We start from the raw sequence: 20,953 nt of genomic DNA on the forward strand, positions 1-20,953 counted from the left end.
GAAGGGAGGGTTTGGGAGGGATCGAAAGGCTTATGACGAGCAGCTCTCACATTCATCAATCGTTAGCGCCCGACTACGTACATAGTACGTAGTCTTCATACCTGAACTCCATGCATGAAGGTGTAACGATAGGAAATCAGTCGCTTTAATATCAGGGCGCACGTATAGATTGAAGCTTTGGCCTTGATCCACATGGCGTTGGCGGGCAGCAGCCATATTAATGGACCAGTGCTGGTCAAGGTTAAACGCTGTTTTATAGAACCAAATGGTCTTTTCAGAAAGATCTGGTGCTGGATTAGCAATCTTATACGTTGTTTTCTCTTCATAAGATAGCAACTCATATAATGGATCGATACTTGCTGTGGAACCGGCAATAATGGAAGTTGAACCATTAGGTGCAATAGCGAACATCCAAGCGTTACGCACACCGTTGTGTTGCACATCTTGTTGAAGCTCCTGCCACTGTGCTGTTGTTACATATTGACCTTCATGTTGACCATCTGTATAGCCACGTTGTGTGAAGTACTGACCACTTTCCCAGTCGGACCCTTTGAACTTCGGATAGTGACCTTTCTCTTTGGACAATTCCATACTCGAACGAACAAGCAGGTAGTTGATTTTCTCATAGAGATGATCGTTATAGGTTACGGCTTCTTCGGATTCCCAGCGAATACCTTCAAGAGCTAGCAAGTGATGAAGTCCGAACGTACCTAGACCGATGGCACGGTACTGACTATTCGTATATTGTGCTTGCAGCACCTCAATATTATTAATGTCGATGACATTATCAAGCATGCGAACTTGAATCGGAACGAGTCGATCCAATACGCCTGCGGGTACAGCACGAGCTAAGTGAATGGAGTTCAAGTTACATACAACGAAATCACCAGGTACTTTGGTGATAATAATTCTGGTTTGTCCGTCTTTTGTTACGAGTTCTTCCTTTTCCACTACCGTTGCCGATTGGTTCTGCATAATTTCTGTACATAGGTTAGAGGAGTAGACCATACCATGTGCACTATTCGGATTAGCCCGATTGACGGTATCACGGTAGAACATATATGGCGTACCTGTCTCTAGTTGCGACTTCATTACACGCTTCATGATATCGATGGCAGGAACCGTAATACGGGATAACGATGGATGATCAATGGCTTCCGCATATTTATCACTGAATGAGCCTTGACCTAGCGTTTCGTCGTAGAAATCCTCAAGTCCGAGTGGACGCCCATTGCTATCTGTCCAACCCATGACTTTCTTCACTTCATGAGGACAGAATAGGTTCCACATTTCGCGGTTCTCTACAGCCTTCATGAATAGGTCAGGAATACAGATACCATGGAACACATCATGTGCTCTCATACGCTCATCACCATTATTTAACTTGAGATCGAGGAATGCGAGAATATCCTTATGGAACACGTCAATATATACGGCAATAGCACCCTTGCGTGTTCCCAATTGGTCTACGCTAACAGCTGTGTTATTCAGTTGACGAATCCAAGGTATGACACCTGAACTTGTGTTCTTATGTCCTCGAATATCTGAACCGCGTGCTCTTACTTTACCGAGATAGACCCCAATACCACCGCCCATTTTACTAAGTCGAGCTGTATCCGTATTGGAATCGAAGATACCTTCTAATGAATCATCAACGGTGTCGATGAAGCAACTGGAGAGCTGTCCAGCCACTTTTTTACCGGCATTAGACATCGTAGGTGTTGCAGCCGTCATATATAGATTACTCATAGCCCAATACGATTCCATCACAAGCTCCATACGTCGTTCAGCAGGTTCTTTGTGCATAAGGAACATGGCGATAATCATATAACGTTCCTGTGGAAGTTCCATAATATGACCATCGAAGTCTGTCGTAAGGTAACGCTCTGTTAACGTTAAGAGACCAATGTAATCGAATAAAAGATCACGTTTATAATCAATGAGCTCACCGAGCTCTTGAATCTGTTCTTTGGTATAGTATTCAAGTAGTTCTTCTCTGTATATTCCTTTGTGCACTAAATCTGTAATTAGCGGATAAAACGCACCATAAGGCTCATCGGCGTAAGATTTATAACGGCGGTGATGTGCAGCCTTTTTATATAAACTAGTCAGCAGAGAGCGAGCAGCGGCAAATTTCCAATTCGGTTCTTCTTTCGTAACAAGCTCTAGGGCAGACATGGTAAATGCATTGCTAATTTCTTCTCCTGTAACTTCATCACGACGGAGCTTAGAAGTCACACCGCGGATCAATTGGTCTTTGTTAAGAGTCTCTAGACCTTGAAGAAGGCGATCTGTATAAATGGAGATACGTGATTCATCAAAAGCGAGCTGGCGATTATTTGGTTTTACTACGAAATGTGGCATGAATGTCTTCCTTTCAACATGGATATTTCAATTTGTGATAATTAAATTTCCAACAGTACAGCATCGTGATGTCTTAAACTTGCATGAATATCTATAATACGCTGATTTGTACTCCCACGGAAGGGGATAGTAATATTTTTTAAAGATTCTACAAAAGGACCATCAATAACAACGTGACATTTCTGCAACAATCGGTACTCCGCAGAGTCGACAGATGCTACCAGATCTTCATATACATAGCCTGTATAGATCCATATGGAGAAGTTAGGAAGAACAGCATGAACTTGATCAAGAAAAGCTGCTGCTTCATCTGCTGAGAAGAAAGGATCTCCTCCAGCTAAAGTTAAGCCATCAAGCAATGGGTTATTAGCCATTTCAGTAATGATCTCTTGTTGACGTTCTTGCGTAAACGGTTCACCATAGTTGAAATTCCATGTGGCTGGGTTGAAACAACCGGGACAGCGGTGGCGACAACCACTAAGAAAGATAACAGCCCGTAGGCCATTACCTTCATTAATGGATTCTGGGTAGTAGCCACAAATGTTCATCGATGTTTGACCCGATCTCCTACTTCTGCCTGCTTGGCAGCATTAAAGCGTGTCTGGTAATCACCCGTTAGATAACCTGTAACACGACGTAGACGATACATCGGAACGTCTGCTTCGTTGGTTCCACAGTGAGGGCAGATTTCGCCGATAATACCTTCGTAATTGCAAGTTCCACACCGGTCAATAGGATGGTTAATGCTGAAATAGCTAATATTTTGCGATAAGGCATATTGAACTATTTTTAGAAAAGCGCTTTGGTTCGTACGTACATTCCCATCCAATTCAATATAAGAGATAGCTCCAGCATTACATAATTCATGGAAAGGAGCCTCTAATGATATTTTGCGAGCGGCGGGAAGATCATAATACACCGGCACATGGAAGGAGTTGGTATAGTATTCACGGTCCGTTACACCTGGAATAGAGCCGAATACTTCTCGATCCTTCTTGGTGAATTTACCAGAAAGGCCTTCCGCAGGCGTTGCCATTAAAGTGATGTTAAGATCATGCTCTTCACTCTTCATATCACAGTAGCGACGCATAGCGGAGATGAGCTCTAATGCTTTGGTATGAACATCCTCACTCTCAGCGTGATGTTTACCATACATGGCTTTCATACATTCACCAAGACCAATAAATCCTATGGACAAGCTACCATGCTTCAAGCAATCTTCTACGGTATCGTCAGGACCTAATGCTTCGCCACCTTCCCAGACACCTTCACGCATCATGAAGTCGGAAGCTTTGGCAGGTTGGCGAGCTTGAATCTTGTATCTGTGCAAGAGGCCATCAAGTGCAATATCTAAGAAATGATACAGATCTTGTTGGAAACCAAGCTCATTAGGAAAGGCATTGCCACTCACAACACCATGCTTAATACCTAATTTGACAAGATTAATCGTATTGAAGGATAAGTTACCTTTACCTGATAAATGGTTGCGACCATGTCGATCAGCAAGAACACGTGTGCGACAACCCATTGTAGCGAATTCAGTATTTGGATCTGTTGGATCGTAATACTGAAGGTTGCTAGGTGCGTCGAGATTGGCGAAATTGGGATAGAGTCTTTTTGTTGAGCATTCTATCGCTTTTAAGAAAAGATCATAGTTAGCATCCCCAGGGGATTGATTAATTCCCTGTTTACATTTGAAGATTTGAATGGGGAATATAGGTGTCTCACCATTTCCTAATCCATTCATCGTTGCCATGAGTAAGCTATCGATAACCATCTGCCCCTCTGGGGTCGTGCATGTCCCATAATTAATGCTGGTAAAGGGAATCTGACCGCCCGCGCGGCTAGACATGGTATTTAGATTATGGATTAAGCTCTCAGCAGCTTGAAGGCACTCTGCCTTAGTCTCTTGCGTCGCAAAAGAATAGGAACGTGGATGTGATTCGGATAACGTTAGGTTACCTAATTGCATATGTTGTGCTTCGACTACCGTATTCTCATTGAAGTAGTGTAACCCCTTTTGGAAATACTTCACAAATGACTTGGCCACATATGGCGCTAAATCATAGTCTAGTTTATTTCCGGAAACGCCGCCATATTGAGAATTCTGCTGACATTGAAATATAATGGCTACTTGCGCCATAGCCGTAGAAATCGACTGTGGTGTTCGGACGCTTCCATTGCCTGTACTAAATCCTCGTGCTAACAGTTTGTCAAAAGGAATGAAGATACAATTCGTGCTGCCCACCGCATATTGATCCAGATCATGAACGTATAGATCATTCTCATCAACAGCATTCATCAGTGTCTTAGGGATTATGTAATATCTTGCGTACCATTTCGCATATTCACTACCGAACTTACCTATTTTACCGGAGAAGCTTTCTCCATTTAGATTGGCATTCTCACGCAGCATTTCTACATTTAGACTTTCTGTAATATCATGTCCCATAGCTGATACTTCTTGAAGCATTTGTTCTTCTAATGTAATAGTTCTTCTAGATTCCATTAATACCATAATTCATTTCCACCTTTCCTATTTCCGCGTAGGATTTGTTGCGTATGTTGAACAGGTAGGTATCTGACTTCCCAAGTAAATCAATCTGTACTTCATCTGATTCTTGGGTTACAGTGGCGGGACCGTGATGGATTCACACCATACTTCCCTATTAAGACCCGACAATGGTTGTTATGTTGGATCACCTGTTTTGCACTATATTTAGTGGTGCTATATAAATCTAACTCAATATGTTGTGTTTGTAAACATGAATTAATGAAATCCATTCTTGAAAGCGGTGTGAAAACTTTGCCATCCCTTCTACGACTTACATTAGCGAACATAAATGAAAATTCTATGGTATATTTTATGAAAAGGGTATGAAATGGTTACAATAGATCAAGAAATGATAGAGGAGGAAGTCCATTTGGCAATTGCAGAGGTAACGGTTATTCCAATAGGAACACAAACGACGAGTCTTAGTGCTTATGTTGCGGACATGCAGCGGGTTCTGAAAGATCAGGAAGGCATAACGTATCAACTCACTTCCATGAGTACCATTATTGAAGGACCTCTTGAATTAGTGTGGCGTGCTATTGCTGCATTACATGAATCACCATTTCTATCGGGAGCACAACGAGTCTCTACATCTGTGAAGTTGGATGACCGTCGAGACAAGGCTTCTTCTAGTGCACAAAAGTTGAATTCAGTGTTGGATAAATTGAAATAAGTCACAAGAAGAACATTCTATATTTCGTTATTGTACTGTCCCCCGACTAAAGTCCAGTATTTGACTAGTCTGTAGATTGATTCTATTGATTATCTAATGAAGTATAATGATGGAATAATATAACACTGAATTGGGGGTTCGTAGATATGCGTAGAATACAGAAATCAGTCATAGCGGTTGTGGCACTATCGGTCCTATTACTTGTTGGATGCAACGATGATATGGGGAATAAAGTCTCTGATTGGTCTAAGGAGTTAACGAAAGACGGCATACATAAAGAAATCTCACGCACAGAAGGGGTAGGTTCCGCAACGGAATTGATTCTGAAAAATGAGGTTGGTAGCATTGAAGTAACAGCGACTACAGGTGACCAGATGAAAGTGATCGCAACGCTCTTATTTCCGAATAAGCCTTCACACGAATCCAAATATGATGAGATTATTAGTCAGACAGAGATCTCGGTAATTACACAAGGGGACCAAATAAAAGTTAGTGCACACCCCAAAGGTAAGGAGAAAATGGAAATGTGGAAATGGGTGAAAGAGGAATACGGCCTCATCAAATTTACGATTAATTACAAGGTTGAATTACCTGAAACCGTAGATCATTTTAATATCGGAAGTAACGTAGGTGAAATCAAGCTTCATAATCTAACGGGAACCTATGATATTCATAATGATGTAGGCACGATTGATATTGATGGAGCACATATTGTTGGGAAATCCACAATCACATCTAATGTTGGCAGTGTTGTTGTGGGAATTCAGCAAATGGATAGCAAGAGCACCCTGAGCGCAAAGACGGACGTTGGAAGTATTAAGGCAATCCTAGCTGAGCAACTAAAATGTACAATCGAAGCGAAAAGCGATGTTGGTCAAGTGGTTGGAGCACCCAAAGGAAAAAGTGAGCGGAATGGGGGCGGGCCATTATTATCACTGACGTCGAGTGTGGGGGCTGTCACGGTGGAGAATCCTTAATTCGTCTAGATTGACTACAAGCCCACTCGTGAAGATAGGTATACAATTATATAGGGTGGCCACTTTACTGTGGCACCCTTTTTGTGTTGCAATCATCAAAAATATGAATATATTTACAAGAAACCGAGATATAGCGAGTATGAATGACTTGGATAGAGATAGTTGAATTTGTAATCGCTATTATCAATCTACACGCTACTTATTCCCTTCTAGAAAGGCATTGAGTCACCTTTACGGGTGATCGCGACGGGTGTAATATTCATATTGAAATAGAGATTGGTAATAAATTCAATCGTTAATGCGGCTGAATTTCCGTCATTTGATGGAGAACGGAGGAACCAAAAGTGGTTATCTTTATTCGGTGTGAGAGTCGAATTTAGGTAGCTACAGGGGTGAATCCTTGTGGGGACCATGAAGTCTTCACGAGGTAGAGCGACTCTCACCGCTCGAATCCGACAGCTAACTTCGTAAGCAAAAGGTTGAGAGTGAAATGTGATATGTAAATGTTATTGAGATATGGTCTTGAACGCTGAATTCAGTGTAACTACTGAAACGGGGGAACCAATCGGAAATATCTGCTGTGGATACAACGGATAGTTCTATGGGGTGAATTTCTTGAGTGTGTGTTAAATGACTTGAGAATAGGGCGACTTCCTCGCCCGAATCCGACAGCTAACCTCGTAAGCGTACAGGGAGAGGCAGCAAACCGCCTTCTGGCTGGTTCATGTTTTATTTAATCATGAACTTACGAAGAAGCTCTGGGAAAAGCACCTTTTCACTGAGCTTCTTTTTTGTTGCCTTTAAAATGTATGGGAGGCTCTGGGTATGGACGATGTGAGCATTATGGTAGTTGCTCCTAATGAGGATGGGCTTAAATTTATAATCCACTTAATGGATATGAAAAGGAAATTCGTAGTTTTAACAAACAGTCGTGTAGAAGAACAGAAATTTCGGAACATGGGTGTAGAGAACGTTATACGTATTGATACCTTTAAAACGAATAGATGGGTCATCCCGCAGGTTGACGTGGGAAGAATCTATATTTTTGAGAGTAGTCTTAACTTGAGTTGTCGTTACCTTCAGATTTGCCGCCCGTGGACCTCTCAAGCGATTTGCATCGTCACTCGATATTGGAACCCACGTGGTATATACAGAGGGTTGGGTGCAGATCATGTCATTTACACGAAAAATGGGGATGTTGGATTTCTAACAGAGAAATAAAATGAAGGAACAGAATCGGTATAAGAAAGGGGCATACCCATAATGATGGATGTTTACATGGTCATTACTTTAGTCAGTAGCTTCGGTTTATTGTTGTTATTCACACATTGGTGCGAACAGCAGGTAGATAGGGGGAGAGGGGAGCAATGATTATTCTGATTCCGTTGATGATAGTCATCTTCATCTACCTCATTTATGCGTTGATCAATCCAGAAAAATTCTAGACAAGATTCATTATATGAAGAGTTCACCCCTTTAAGGAGGATATAAAGCATGGACTTACTGCAAATAGGAATTGTGATTGTTGTGCTAATACTGCTGGTAAAGCCGGTAGGTACTTATATGTTTCATGTATTCTCCAATGAACCCAATCGCACGGATAACATATTTGGTTCTATTGAACGTGGTATTTACAAGATCATCGGTTTGAGAAACCGTAACAGCATGAATTGGAAACAATACGCACTGAGTGTAATGGCTACTAATGCAGTATTAGTGTTCCTTGGTTACTTCATTCTCCGTCTGCAAGGATGGCTACCAGGAAATCCGTCGGGCAATACGAATATGGAAGCATCGCTTGCTCTGAATACGATCATTAGCTTTATGACCAACACCAATCTTCAGCATTACAGTGGTGAGAGTGGTCTGACGTATTTCACACAAATGGCCATCATTACAATGATGATGTTCACTTCGGCAGCGTCGGGAGCTGCGATTGCAGTCTGCTTTATTCGAGGAATTACTCAACATGCGAAAGGTGTAGGTAACTTCTTCGAGGATTTCGTCAAAGCCATTATTCGTATCTATCTGCCATTAGCACTTCTTGTTACGATCGTATTAGTGGGCTTAAGAGTACCACAGACATTTGAGCCAACAGCTTCGATAACAACGCTTGAGGGGGTAACGCAACAAATCGCGATGGGCCCAATCGCGTCACTGGAATCCATTAAACATCTTGGAACAAACGGTGGTGGATTCTTTGGAGTCAACTCGTCCCATCCATTTGAGAACCCCAGTCCATTAACGAATGTTATTGAAATCTTAAGTATGTGGGTTTTAGCGGCATCGTTACCGTATATGTTCGGACTGTTTGCAAAGAACAAGAAACAAGGATGGGTTATATTCTCATCTATGATGATTCTATTCATGATTCTATTAAGCGTTAGTTATATATCCGAAAAGACGGGTAATCCAGCGATTAATGCATTAGGTATTGATTCTTCGCAAGGGAGTATGGAAGGAAAAGAGGTCCGTTTCGGTATTGCACAATCGACGTTATTCTCTACTGTTACCACGTCAGCAACTACGGGATCGGTCAACAATATGCATGACACATTAACACCTATGGGTGGATTGGCAGCACTGGCGGGCATGATGCTGAATGTCGTGTTTGGTGGTAAGGGTGTTGGACTTGTGAACATGCTTATGTACGCTATATTAGCGGTCTTTATTTGTGGACTTATGGTAGGGAGAACGCCAGAGTTCTTAGGTCGTAAAATTGAGGCGAAGGAAATGAAGTTAATCGCACTCGTTATACTGGTACATCCGTTTATTATTTTAGTACCTACGGCGATCTCCTTTATGACCCCATTGGGATATGGCTCCATCAGTAATCCAGGATTCCATGGTTTAACGCAATCTTTATATGAATACACTTCATCTGCAGCCAATAATGGCTCGGGATTTGAAGGGCTTGCAGATAACAACGTATTCTGGAACGTATCAACAGGCATGAGTATGTTCTTTGGACGTTATGTATCTATCATTGCCATGCTGGCTGTGGCGGGCTCATTACACGCTAAGAAATGTGTAGCGCCGACGATTGGAACATTCCGTACAGATAATAAATTATTTATGGTTATTTTGCTTGGTGTTGTCTTATTGATTGGGGCGCTAACCTTCCTTCCAATCATTGTTTTGGGTCCTGTGGCCGAATTTTTAACACTCCATTAGAACGAGGTGCTTGAACGATGAGTAATAACCGTACCAGCATGTTCAATGGTGAGATAGCCAGACATGCTGTAAAAGAAAGTTTTATTAAATTGAATCCAAAGTTTATGATTAAAAACCCCGTTATGTTCGTAGTTGAGGTCGGGACATTCATTGTACTGATGATGGTACTATTTCCAAGTTATTTTGCAACGCAAGATCAGATAGGATTTAATATCACAGTATTCTTGATATTGCTATTTACGATCTTGTTCGCTAACTTTGCAGAATCTTTAGCAGAAGGACGCGGGAAGGCGCAAGCGGATGCCTTGAAGAAAGGTAAGCAGGAGATTCAAGCTAATCAACGTATAGGCTCGGAGATTAAAGTTGTTAATTCAATAGATTTACGTAAAGGTGATGTAGTTATTGTCTCGAGGGGAGAGATGATTCCATCTGATGGAGAAGTCATTGAAGGATTGGCGTCGGTAGATGAATCAGCGATCACAGGTGAATCTGCTCCCGTCATCAAGGAGGCTGGGGGAGACTTCAACTCCGTAACGGGTGGGACACGAGTAGTCAGCGACGAAATTGTTGTACGGATTACTTCCGATCCAGGCGAATCCTTTATCGATAAGATGATCTCGCTTGTAGAAGGTGCGAAGCGTCAGAAGACGCCAAATGAAATTGCGCTGAATACGTTACTTACGTGTTTGACGCTGATATTCCTAATTGTTGTGGTTACCCTGGCACCCATCGCTAAGCATTTCCAGATTGATCTGCCGGTTCCAGTCCTTATCTCATTATTAGTATGTTTAATACCAACAACAATCGGTGGGTTACTATCTGCTATTGGTATTGCTGGTATGGATCGTGTCACTCAATTCAACGTGTTGGCGATGTCAGGTAAAGCGGTTGAAGCGTCTGGTGATATCAATACGATGATTCTTGATAAGACGGGAACCATTACATTCGGCAATCGAATGGCAAGTGAGATTATACCTGTTGGCATAGTAAATAAAAGTGAGTTAGCACATTGGGCAGGGATCAGCTCGTTGAAGGATGAGACGCCGGAAGGCCGATCTGTCATTGAACTGATGAGAAAACTTGATTATAAGGTAGAGGATCAACTTGCAACAGGTGGTGAATTTATTGAATTCAGAGCTCAGACACGCATGAGCGGTATCGATCTTAATGACGGCCGTCAGGTACGTAAGGGAGCCGTTGACTCTGTGAGGAAATGGGTTGAGTCGCAAGGAGGACTTATACCTATCGATTTGGAAGCAAAGACGAATGTGATTGCTTCTGATGGTGGAACACCGCTTGCGGTTGCAGTAGATGGCGTGATTTATGGATTGATTCACCTTAAGGATACGGTTAAACCAGGTATGAAAGAGAGATTTGAGCAATTGAGACAAATGGGGATAGAGACCATCATGTGTACAGGTGATAATCCTCTGACTGCAGCGACGATTGCCCGTGAGGCAGGGGTGGATCGTTTCATTGCGGAAAGTACACCGGAAGATAAAATAGCCGTCATTCGCCGTGAGCAAGATCAGGGTAAATTAGTTGCTATGACCGGTGATGGTACGAATGATGCTCCGGCACTTGCACAAGCTGACGTAGGTTTAGCTATGAACAGCGGAACAGTGGCAGCGAAAGAAGCAGCTAATATGGTGGATCTGGATTCAGATCCTTCCAAGATTATTGAGGTTGTTGCCATCGGTAAGCAATTATTAATGACGCGTGGTGCGTTAACGACCTTTAGTATTGCGAATGACGTAGCGAAATACTTCGCCATTATACCAGCGATGTTTATGGTTTCTATTCCAGAAATGAATGTACTGAATGTCATGAACTTAGGTTCACCGTTATCGGCGATTCTTTCCGCCCTTATATTTAATGCGATAATTATCCCGTCACTCATTCCGCTTGCTATGAAAGGTGTTAAATACCAAACGATGAGTGCAAGTAAATTGCTAAGTCGCAATCTGCTTATTTATGGACTTGGTGGCGTGATCAGTCCCTTTGTTGGAATTAAAATCATCGACCTTTTTGTACACATATGGATATAAGATATAGCGATGAGATCACTTTGTAGAATAGATCATAGGTAACAATGGAGAAAGGCAGGGAACAAACATGAATCATGTAGAGACATCCAATAAAAATTCAATCATAGGTATCGCTGTGCGTGTCAGTCTTGTGATGATATTACTGTGTGGTTTGATTTATCCAGTCGTAAGTACTGGAATTGCACAAGTGGCTTTTCCTCAACAAGCGAATGGTAGCATGGTGCAGGATGGAAACGGTAAAGTCGTGGGGTCACAACTCATAGGGCAGACATTCAGTAATCCTGCAATGTTCCAAGGTCGTGTATCCAGTATTGAGAATAATGGGGTAGGTTCTGGTTCTAACAACTATGCTCCGTCGCATCCAGAACTGTTGGTACGTATCAAGGAATCTATCGTGAACTGGGAAGTAGCTAATCCGGAAGTGCCTATCTCCCAGCTCCCTGTTGATCTAGTGACGAACTCAGGTTCCGGACTAGATCCAGACATATCCCCTGCATCAGCCAAGGTCCAAATCGCAAGAATCAGCCATCAGACGGGGATGGATCAAGCTACATTACTCGAATTGGTGGAATCCCATACGAAAGGCCGGGACTTGGGTGTATTCGGTGAACCTAGAGTCAACGTCTTGTTGTTGAATATGGCTATGGAAGAAATGACTAAATAGTGATGGAGACATTCAAAAGGAAGTCGTCCGGGGAAATCCTTCTGTCTATTCAGAAGTTGCGTCAAGGACGATTAAAGATTTTCCTAGGTGCCGTAAGTGGTTCAGGAAAAACATATCATATGCTAAGAGAGGGACAAATGCTTAAAGCGCAAGGTATAGATGTCGTGATCTGTGCGGTTACGACATCTCAGCGATCTGAAACGGTAGAAGAGCTGGCAGACTTGGAGCGAGTCCCCAGTATCCATTGGACGAAGAATACGATCGAACAGAAAGATTTGAATGTAGATGTTCTTTTAGAACGAAATCCAGAGGTTGTTCTAGTGGATGGCATTGCACATCGCAATAGACCTGATGCACGATTTCTGACAAGACTTGAAGATATCCAATACTTGCTTGTTCAAGGAATTAGTGTGATCACGACGGCGAATATATACGATCTGGAAGGTGTAGAAGAAACAGCGAGAAGAATGACGGGCATTGAAGTAGAAGATACCGTACCGAGCGATACGCTAGTACTAGCGGATGAGGTTCAACTTATTGATGTCACCCCAGAAACATTATTAAACAGAATGGCAAGTGGTAAATTTCATCTTCATCAGGATCAGATGGACACCGTGTTCAATCGGAGTAATTTAGCGATATTACGTGAATTGGCTCTTCGGCATGTTGCTTATGGTGTGAATGAATCATTGGAGAAGCACAACGAGGATAGGGGTCATATTGGCCCTACGGGTGTCTCGGAGAAGATTCTAGTATCTGTTCAATACCATTGGAATAGTTCTCTGTACGTTCGACGGGGACAACAAATTGCAAAGCGACTGAATGGGGATCTTGATGTTGTTGCCTTTCGAAATACACGCCAGAAAGCAAGCAGAGAAGCTCAAATTTACAAAAGTTCACTGATTCAGTTGGTTGAAAAATTAAAGGGTAGATTTGAGGAGCTTCCTTTCCGTGGTAGGAGGTCACTTCCTAATCACTTAGTTAAGTATGCGATGGAACATCGAGCAACGCGGATCGTACTGGGTCATTCCAAGCAAACGATCTGGCAAGAATATTGGCAAGGTTCGATCATTCATGACATTGTTAAAAAGACATGGAATATCGATGTATTTGTTATTGCAGATCGAGCAGAGCATAAGGGTGAACGTATTCTACCTACCAAAGTAAAAGGGATAAATGAAAGCACGGTGTATCGTCGTTTAAGTTCTGAAGAAGTCGATCAACATATTGAAAGAATCAAGCGAGGTAAGTTTAAGATTTATATTGGTTCTGCACCTGGGGTAGGCAAGACATATACTATGCTGCGAGAGGGAAATGATCTGGAACGAATGGGGTCGGATGTATGGATCGGCTTCCTAGAGACGCATGGACGTAAAGAGACAAAAGATCAGATCGGTTCACTTCGTCAGATTCCAAGGAAAGTGATGGATTATCGGGGTGTGCAGCTTGAAGAAATGGATACGTTGGAGATTATTCGACAGCTACCGGATGTCGTGCTCGTAGATGAATTAGCACATACTAACGTTCCGGGCAGTAAAAATAAGAAAAGATACGAAGATGTGATAGAGATTCTGAACGCAGGCATTTCTATCATTTCGACCGTGAATATTCAGCATTTAGAAAGCTTAAATGATGCGGTTGAGCAAATTACGGGCGTTCGGGTAAGAGAGACCATTCCTGATCATATTATACGTCTAGCAGATGAAATACAGTTAATTGATGTAGCGCCACAGTCCCTACAACACAGATTGAGGGAAGGGAAGGTATATGCGCTTGATAAAGTGCAACAATCGTTAGATCACTTTTTCAAAACAGGAAACCTAATCGCTTTACGTGAGCTTGCACTAAGGGAAGTCGCAGATGATGTGGATGAACGATTAGAAGCGTGGGACCGAACCGATTCCTTAAGAGGATCTTGGCGGAGGCAAGAGGTCATATTCGTATGTATAGAATTATCTCCTCACGCGGAAAGTTTAATACGTAGAGGATTCCGAATGGCTCATCGACTCAAAGCAAGGTGGTATGTGACGTACGTACAGATCACTAAATCAGAACAAACAGCACAAACAGAGCAAGAGCAATCTCGATTGCAGCTGCTAGAGGCACTAACGATAGAGCTAGGCGGTCGCTTTATGATTCAAGAGGTAGGACGTCGTAGTCATATTGCAACACAGCTAATTACCCTGGCGAACGAACATAGCGCGACACAGATGATTGTAGGTCAATCGAAGCTCCGGTTCATCCATAGAATATGGAAAGGATCCATTGTGAAGCGTATAATGCGCACAGCTAGACATATGGATGTGCTTATTGTGGCACGACTTTAAATGTAAAAGAGACCACTGGACAAGGCATATGAGGCCCTGTCCAGTGGTCTTTTTGGTGTGCTTGGCTTATTCAGAATCCTTTATATTGTGGTTCTTCATTCTCTAATTGTTGTACACGAGTGGCTACTTGATTCACGATTTGTTGCGTTTGTTCAGCAGCATTGGTAAACGTTGTTTTGGCTTCTTCATTTTGTGTTTCTATTGCGAATTGTTCAAGACTGGCTTGAGCTCCTTTTAAAGAAGCTAGACATGTCTTTACTTGAGAAGCGACAGTCATTATCATTCACCCCTTTTTCGTGATATCCATTATTTAGACAGTAACGAACATAATATAACCACCATCATTTCGAGCTATACATTTAATTGAAGATAAGTTGCATTCGGTTAATATTGTCCTTTTGGGGACATCTTACTTGTAATAACACTTGGGAGGTAAGTCCATATGCAGGAATGGATGTTAGTTGCGATACGTACGATATTAACACTGGTTGCTCTTTTTCTAATGACGAAGTTACTGGGGAAGAGACAGGTGTCCCAACTCTCCTTATTTGAATACATAACCGGTATTACTGTCGGTAGCCTTGCCGCAACAATACCCATTGAAATGGATGGAACATGGCATCTGGGGCTGATATCGATGGTTGTATGGGTTGCATGTTCTTTAGGCATAGAATTCATAACGATAAAGAGTAAGAAAGCAAGAGATATCCTCGATGGTAAAGGAACAGTTCTGATAAAGGACGGTAAGGTTCTAGAGGACAATTTGAAAAAAGAACGGCTGACCTTGGACGAATTAATGGAGCAACTTAGAAGCAAGAATGTATTTAGAGTAGCTGATGCCGAATTTGCGGTCATGGAGTCCAGCGGTGAAATTAATGTGCTATTGGTCAAGGAGAATCAGCCCATTACACCGAGTTCATTAGGTATTACAGTAGCCCCAGAACAAGAGCCGCAAGCGGTAATCATGGACGGGAATATTATGAATGAGCCACTTGCGACCATCGGATTGAGTCGGGAATGGTTAGATGTAGAGTTGGAGAAAATAGGTGTGGCCATCGAAAATGTGTTCCTAGGTCAGGTTGATTCATATGGTCAGTTGTACGTCGATCTGTTCGATGACCAATTGATTGTTCCCAAGCCACAAGATAAGGCAGCGTTATATGCCACATTGAAGAAATGCGAAGCGGATCTAGAAATGTTCAGCCTATCTACTAGCCATAAACAATCCAAACAAATGTATGAGAAAAGTGCGAATCAATTGGACAAGATCATTGATCTCGTTCGTCCAGTTCTGACTCGCTAACAACATATATATATATCACGAATAAAGGAGGCATCTTCATGTCAAACAATAAGATGAAAAATCTAACCCCAACACAACAAGAATATCAGCAACTAGCACAACAAGTTGAACCCCGAAGACCCGTTCTAAAAAATTGTATACGTGCTTTTTTTGCTGGGGGAACCATCTGTCTGATCGGACAGGCCGTTCAAGAGATGTTCGTTCATTGGGCAGGCTTTACAGAGAAGACGGCGGCAGACCCTACAGTTGCTGTTATGATTCTGATCTCTGTCATACTTACAAGTCTAGGTGTATACGATAAAATTGCTCAATGGGCAGGTGCTGGAACGGCAGTCCCTGTAACTGGATTCGCGAACTCCATGGCTTCTGCAGCGATTGAGCATCGAAGTGAAGGTATCGTCCTAGGTGTAGGTGGTCAGATGTTCAAAATTGCAGGTCCCGTAATTGTATTTGGTACCGTTGCAGCTTTCGTTGTGGGGATTGTAACATGGCTGATTCAGGGTGGGGGGGGATCATAACATGTTAAAGGGACATCAAAGCTGGGTGTTCGAGAATAAGCCCGTTCTGCTTGGAGAGGCGACTGTAGTGGGACCTTTTGAAGGAAGAGGGCCACTTGCCAAGGATTTCGATATCATTCATGGGGATTCGATGTTGGAGGAAGATAGTTGGGAAAAGGCAGAGAAGGTATTGATGGAGGAAGCTGCTAAACTAGCAATAGAGAATGCTGGACTAACGAAGGAGCAAGTGCAGTTCTACATCGGTGGCGATTTAATGAATCAGATTATCAGTAGTAGCTTTGCCGCCCGAACATTAGCCATTCCTTATCTAGGAGTGTTTAGTGCTTGTTCCACATCGATGGAAAGCTTGGCTATCGCCGCGATGATGGTTAACTCTGGATATGCCCAATATGCTCTGGCTGGGACATGCAGTCATAATGCAAGTGTGGAGAAGCAGTTCCGTTATCCTACAGAGTACGGGTCACAGAAGCCACCTACAGCTCAGTACACTGTTACCGGAGCGGGAGCTGCGGTTGTATCTGCACAAGGAGATGGACCTGTGGTCACTTCTGCAACGATTGGCAGAATTATCGATATGGGAATTACAGATCCATTTAATATGGGAGCAGCTATGGCTCCTGCTGCAGTAGATACGATCCAGGCACATTTCCGTGATATGAATATAGAGCCTTCGTATTATGATCTTATCGTGACAGGTGATCTATCAAAGGTAGGTTATGAGATTGCCTGCAAATTATTCGAGAAACATAAGATCCCGATGCATCAAACACAATACCAAGATTGCGGTATGATGATTTATGATTATGATACGCAGTCAGTTCAATCTGGAGCTAGCGGTTGTGGTTGTTCCGCCGTTGTTACCTATGGACATTTAATGAATCGTATGCGCAAGGGTGAACTCAGACGAATCCTTGTTGTTGCAACAGGAGCATTATTATCTCCTATTAGCTTTCAACAAGGTGAGAGCATACCTTGTATCGCTCACGCGGTATCTATTGAAGCGGGGGGTGCTCACACATGATATTTCTTTGGGCTTTTCTTGTGGGTGGTGCGATCTGTTTGTTTGGACAGATTTGTTTCGATGTATTTAAGTTAGATCCTGCACATACAATGACTTTGCTAGTGGTTATAGGTGCAATTCTGGATGGAATAGGGTGGTATGAGCCATTGATAAGCTTCGCTGGTGCGGGTGCTACCGTTCCGATTACAAGCTTTGGGAATGCGCTAGTTCATGGAGCACTTACGGAGCTTGAGAAGGATGGCGTAATCGGTATTATAACGGGTATCTTTAAAGTAACTAGCGCAGGGATATCAGCAGCGATAATCTTTTCCTTCATCTCCGCATTACTAGTCAAACCCAAAGGATAACAATATACACCATGTTGTGCTATAAGGATTGTCCATTCGGATAGCATAACATGGTGTATTAATGCGTACTTCTCCAAGAACCCTCTAAAGTACAAATAGCTGTGGCAAGTCCCCCGGAAGCTATGGAAATGACAGAGTAGAAAAAGGTCTCCCATGAAATAAGAAAGCCACCGATTCCAATCACGACCCCATCGATAATAAAGATAACGAGTCCAACATTCAAAGCAGTGTGTTTAGAGATTAATTTGGCGATTAGATCCGTACCCCCTGTGCTCGTGTTATGTCTTAACATAAGTCCAAGGCCTGATCCTAGAAAGAATCCCCCGAACATGGAGCTGGTGAGTGGTCCTAGTTCGATATAATATAGGAAATGATACTGAAAAGGGACTAATAGCTCTATGAACAGCGATGATATTAACATGCCAGAGATGCTGTTATAGAAGAATACACGGTTTCTAACCCATGCGAAGATGAAGATCGGAATGCTACATAGGATAATCGTCAATCCCGTTTTGAACTGGAACAAGTAGTTCATAATTAATGCAATACCAATCGTTCCACCGTCTAATACTTTAAAAGGGACAAGATAAAAGTCTGTGCCTATCGCTATCAATAAACTACCTATTACAATAATGATCAGCTTGCGAAAATATAACATGATAGACAGCTCCCCAAATGGCATGTCTCATATATATGATTGTTTGTTCAAATACATGATTAATGCACCATCTATGAATACGTACAGGCAATGACTAGCAAATCATCATCTATTATATAAAGGGGTGATGATATGCAAAAGCGAAGTTCAAACCATGCACAAGGCATTGATATTTCACATTGGCAGGGAACGATCAACTGGGAGCAAGTGCGATTAGACGGTAAAGTCTTTACATTCATTAAAGCAAGTGAAGGAAGCACATTTCAGGATAAGAGATTTCTAATTAACGTAAAAAGTGCAGTCGCGGCGGGGTTATTGGTAGGAGCATATCACTTTTCAAGAGCAAATAGTCCAGCAAGTGTAAAGGCTGAGGTGGATCATTTTTTATCTACGGTGGCACCTGTGGCTAAGGATCTAAGATTACCATTAGTACTAGATATTGAGACGAAGGAAGCGGGAAGCAAAGCTAATGTTGTGAGAACCGTAAGGGCATGGGTGGAATACTTCAAAGAACGGACAGGTAAGTACCCTTTGATCTATACATTCCCCAATTTTATCGATACGTCCTTAGATACTTCTTTCTCAGATATTCCCTTATGGTATGCCTATTATCATAAAGATGGTAGTCCGATAGATCGAGGCGGGTGGAAAGCATGGGAGTTCCTGCAATACTCTAGCACAGGCAAAGTCAACGGAATATCTGGAAATGTGGACATGAATGAATATAAGGGTACGAAGGAGGAATTGATGCATAAGTATGGGGGTATCAAGCCAAAGCCACCTTCCACACAACCGAATGGTAAAGCCCCCTTATGGAAAGAAGACGGACGACAATATCTAATTGATGAATTAGGAATATCGGCGGATTGGAAGGCAACAGATGTGATAGATATGGGCACGCTGGGCACAATTCTTAGTAGAGCTATGAACAAGAAATGATAAGGATTTGATCCTGATGTGCATCTAAGTAGAATATATTGTATGATAATTACATCGTACAACCAATTAGAGACGGATATGAGCGTTGGGAAGGAAGTGGAACTATGAAAGAGAATGCGACATTACTTAAAGATGCTAATAAAGTATTAGCCCAAACCAGCAGAACATTCATTATACCCATCAGCCACTTAGGAAAAGGACTGCAAGAAGCGGTTACTGCGGGCTATCTCAGCATGAGGGCAATTGATGAGATTGAAGACCATGAGACACTTCCTAAAGAAGATAAAGTTACACTATTGGGAGCTGTTGCTGAACTATTAAAAACGAATTTTACAGAGACTCAGTTCACTGAATTATTCGAGCCGTATAAGAAGAAACTTCCTGAAGTGAGTCTAAGACTCGCAGATTGGGTTAGGTTGGCGCCACAGCAGACGAAAGAGATGATCTGTCTATATACTTCAACGATGGCTGAAGGTATGGCTAAATGGGTTGTGAAGGATTGGAAGATCCAAGATAAAGAAGATTTGGATGATTACACTTATTATGTAGCGGGTCTAGTTGGAATCATGCTCTCTGATTTATGGACGATGTATGGTGAGGATGACGTAAATAAAGACCAAAGCGTCGCATTCGGACGAGGTCTTCAATTGGTGAATATTATTAGTAACCGTTCTGAAGATTCAGAGCGTGGGGTGAACTTTCATCCACCAGGCTGGAGCTTCGATGAGATGATAGAATATGCACGTCAGAACTTAAAGATCGCTGAATCTTATACAAATCGTATTAAGTTGGATCCTATTTACAATTTCTGTAAAATCCCTTTGGCTCTTGCCAATGGAACACTGGATGCTATCGTAGCAGGGAAATCCAAGTTAAATCGCGTCTCTGTTCTCAAAATTGTGAGTGGAGCGGTTAGATAGGATTGCTTACGGGCGGATGGTTACACGAGTGTGTATAGGCACATACGTAGATAGTAGTAGAACATCCTTATTATACATTCGGATACAACCGTGTGATACATCCTTACCAATGGAGGAAGGATCATTTGTACCGTGGATGCCATAGTGGGGCTTGGACAGTCCCATCCATAGTACACCGAAGGGGCCCCCTGGGTTCAACTGTTTATTAATGATGGTGAATTCACCATATGGGGTTTGGGTGAGCATTTTTCCAATGGCCACAGGAAATGCTCTAACGACAACATTTGAATCGAGCAAATATAACCTTCGATCTGAGAGATCTACAATGATTCGGTAATTCGTCATAGAATGGATCACTCCTTTGATTAAAGGATATGTGATAAAGATTATAAATGTGAATACAATAAATAAGGGGCTGTCCCAAAAGTAGATTTTCTACAAGCGAAGACAGACTCTCCGCATTCTC

20 protein-coding genes and 3 riboswitches are annotated in these 20,953 nt (G+C 42.3%); of the genes, 14 read left to right on the forward strand and 6 right to left on the reverse strand.

Annotated features, from left to right (window positions below; all coding sequences use genetic code 11):
• Positions 1 to 30: 30 nt before the first annotated feature.
• From ACH8E3_RS11480 to ACH8E3_RS11490, 3 genes are read right to left on the reverse strand one after another with little or no spacing between them, the layout of a single operon-like run.
• The gene (locus ACH8E3_RS11480; RefSeq protein WP_458632777.1) at positions 31 to 2,364 is read right to left on the reverse strand and encodes a ribonucleoside-diphosphate reductase subunit alpha; all 2,334 of its coding nucleotides are present in this window, start codon (positions 2,362 to 2,364) and stop codon (positions 31 to 33) included.
• Positions 2,365 to 2,405: 41 nt separating this feature from the next.
• Positions 2,406 to 2,912, reverse strand: coding sequence for an anaerobic ribonucleoside-triphosphate reductase activating protein (nrdG, locus tag ACH8E3_RS11485; protein ID WP_458632778.1), 507 nt, complete (start codon positions 2,910 to 2,912; stop codon positions 2,406 to 2,408).
• Positions 2,909 to 4,882 (reverse strand): anaerobic ribonucleoside triphosphate reductase, encoded by a 1,974-nt coding sequence (locus ACH8E3_RS11490; RefSeq protein ID WP_458632779.1) that lies wholly within the window; start codon positions 4,880 to 4,882, stop codon positions 2,909 to 2,911. The genes nrdG and ACH8E3_RS11490 overlap by 4 nt, the downstream gene beginning before the upstream one ends.
• Positions 4,883 to 4,919: 37 nt before the next feature.
• Positions 4,920 to 5,086, reverse strand: a riboswitch (cobalamin riboswitch).
• A gap of 202 nt (positions 5,087 to 5,288) precedes the next feature.
• Between ACH8E3_RS11490 and ACH8E3_RS11495 the strand changes: the two genes are divergently transcribed.
• The 8 genes from ACH8E3_RS11495 to ACH8E3_RS11530 all read left to right on the forward strand — a co-directional run bounded on the left by ACH8E3_RS11495 (position 5,289) and on the right by ACH8E3_RS11530 (position 14,781).
• Complete coding sequence (locus tag ACH8E3_RS11495; protein WP_458632780.1) at positions 5,289 to 5,591, forward strand: MTH1187 family thiamine-binding protein; 303 nt, start codon at positions 5,289 to 5,291, stop codon at positions 5,589 to 5,591.
• Between the two features lie 146 nt (positions 5,592 to 5,737).
• A complete protein-coding gene (locus tag ACH8E3_RS11500; RefSeq protein ID WP_458632781.1) occupies positions 5,738 to 6,568 on the forward strand; it encodes a hypothetical protein in 831 nt (276 codons plus the stop codon).
• 292 nt (positions 6,569 to 6,860) lie between these two features.
• Positions 6,861 to 7,057: riboswitch (cyclic di-AMP (ydaO/yuaA leader) on the forward strand.
• 28 nt (positions 7,058 to 7,085) lie between these two features.
• Positions 7,086 to 7,269, forward strand: a riboswitch (cyclic di-AMP (ydaO/yuaA leader).
• A 124-nt stretch (positions 7,270 to 7,393) separates the two neighbouring features.
• Positions 7,394 to 7,789 (forward strand): hypothetical protein, encoded by a 396-nt coding sequence (locus tag ACH8E3_RS11505; protein ID WP_458632782.1) that lies wholly within the window; start codon positions 7,394 to 7,396, stop codon positions 7,787 to 7,789.
• 146 nt (positions 7,790 to 7,935) lie between these two features.
• On the forward strand, positions 7,936 to 8,013 hold the full coding sequence (kdpF, locus tag ACH8E3_RS11510) for a K(+)-transporting ATPase subunit F (RefSeq protein WP_458632798.1): 78 nt from the start codon (positions 7,936 to 7,938) through the stop codon (positions 8,011 to 8,013).
• A gap of 49 nt (positions 8,014 to 8,062) precedes the next feature.
• Complete coding sequence (gene kdpA, locus ACH8E3_RS11515) at positions 8,063 to 9,742, forward strand: potassium-transporting ATPase subunit KdpA (protein WP_458632783.1); 1,680 nt, start codon at positions 8,063 to 8,065, stop codon at positions 9,740 to 9,742.
• Between the two features lie 17 nt (positions 9,743 to 9,759).
• On the forward strand, positions 9,760 to 11,790 hold the full coding sequence (gene kdpB / locus ACH8E3_RS11520; protein WP_458632784.1) for a potassium-transporting ATPase subunit KdpB: 2,031 nt from the start codon (positions 9,760 to 9,762) through the stop codon (positions 11,788 to 11,790).
• A gap of 67 nt (positions 11,791 to 11,857) precedes the next feature.
• A complete protein-coding gene (kdpC, locus tag ACH8E3_RS11525; protein WP_458632785.1) occupies positions 11,858 to 12,454 on the forward strand; it encodes a potassium-transporting ATPase subunit KdpC in 597 nt (198 codons plus the stop codon).
• A 2-nt stretch (positions 12,455 to 12,456) separates the two neighbouring features.
• Positions 12,457 to 14,781 (forward strand): universal stress protein, encoded by a 2,325-nt coding sequence (locus tag ACH8E3_RS11530; protein WP_458632799.1) that lies wholly within the window; start codon positions 12,457 to 12,459, stop codon positions 14,779 to 14,781.
• Positions 14,782 to 14,851: 70 nt separating this feature from the next.
• Here the strand turns inward: ACH8E3_RS11530 and ACH8E3_RS11535 are convergent, their stop codons facing one another.
• Entirely contained in the window at positions 14,852 to 15,058 is a 207-nt protein-coding gene (locus tag ACH8E3_RS11535) for a DUF1657 domain-containing protein (protein WP_458632786.1), read from the reverse strand.
• A 165-nt stretch (positions 15,059 to 15,223) separates the two neighbouring features.
• Here ACH8E3_RS11535 and ACH8E3_RS11540 point away from each other — a divergent pair, with 165 nt between their 5' ends.
• From ACH8E3_RS11540 to spoVAE, 4 genes are read left to right on the forward strand one after another with little or no spacing between them, the layout of a single operon-like run.
• Positions 15,224 to 16,084, forward strand: coding sequence for a DUF421 domain-containing protein (locus ACH8E3_RS11540; protein WP_458632787.1), 861 nt, complete (start codon positions 15,224 to 15,226; stop codon positions 16,082 to 16,084).
• 38 nt (positions 16,085 to 16,122) lie between these two features.
• The gene (gene spoVAC / locus ACH8E3_RS11545; protein WP_458632788.1) at positions 16,123 to 16,602 is read left to right on the forward strand and encodes a stage V sporulation protein AC; all 480 of its coding nucleotides are present in this window, start codon (positions 16,123 to 16,125) and stop codon (positions 16,600 to 16,602) included.
• A gap of 1 nt (position 16,603) precedes the next feature.
• Positions 16,604 to 17,623: a stage V sporulation protein AD gene (spoVAD, locus tag ACH8E3_RS11550; protein WP_458632789.1), complete on the forward strand. Its 1,020-nt coding sequence runs from the start codon at positions 16,604 to 16,606 to the stop codon at positions 17,621 to 17,623.
• Complete coding sequence (spoVAE, locus tag ACH8E3_RS11555) at positions 17,620 to 17,970, forward strand: stage V sporulation protein AE (RefSeq protein ID WP_458632790.1); 351 nt, start codon at positions 17,620 to 17,622, stop codon at positions 17,968 to 17,970. The genes spoVAD and spoVAE overlap by 4 nt, the downstream gene beginning before the upstream one ends.
• A 58-nt stretch (positions 17,971 to 18,028) precedes the next feature.
• Here the strand turns inward: spoVAE and ACH8E3_RS11560 are convergent, their stop codons facing one another.
• Entirely contained in the window at positions 18,029 to 18,628 is a 600-nt protein-coding gene (locus ACH8E3_RS11560; RefSeq protein ID WP_458632791.1) for a YitT family protein, read from the reverse strand.
• A gap of 132 nt (positions 18,629 to 18,760) precedes the next feature.
• Here ACH8E3_RS11560 and ACH8E3_RS11565 point away from each other — a divergent pair, with 132 nt between their 5' ends.
• On the forward strand, positions 18,761 to 19,567 hold the full coding sequence (locus ACH8E3_RS11565) for a glycoside hydrolase family 25 protein (RefSeq protein WP_458632792.1): 807 nt from the start codon (positions 18,761 to 18,763) through the stop codon (positions 19,565 to 19,567).
• A 104-nt stretch (positions 19,568 to 19,671) separates the two neighbouring features.
• Positions 19,672 to 20,487 carry a squalene/phytoene synthase family protein gene (locus ACH8E3_RS11570; RefSeq protein ID WP_458632793.1) on the forward strand — a complete coding sequence of 272 codons (816 nt, stop codon included), beginning with the start codon at positions 19,672 to 19,674 and terminating at the stop codon, positions 20,485 to 20,487.
• 6 nt (positions 20,488 to 20,493) lie between these two features.
• Here ACH8E3_RS11570 and ACH8E3_RS11575 read toward each other — a convergent pair whose 3' ends face one another.
• A complete protein-coding gene (locus tag ACH8E3_RS11575) occupies positions 20,494 to 20,832 on the reverse strand; it encodes a L,D-transpeptidase (RefSeq protein ID WP_458632794.1) in 339 nt (112 codons plus the stop codon).
• Positions 20,833 to 20,953 lie beyond the last annotated feature (121 nt).

The sequence above is a fragment of the Paenibacillus sp. CMAA1364 genome, assembly GCF_054373195.1.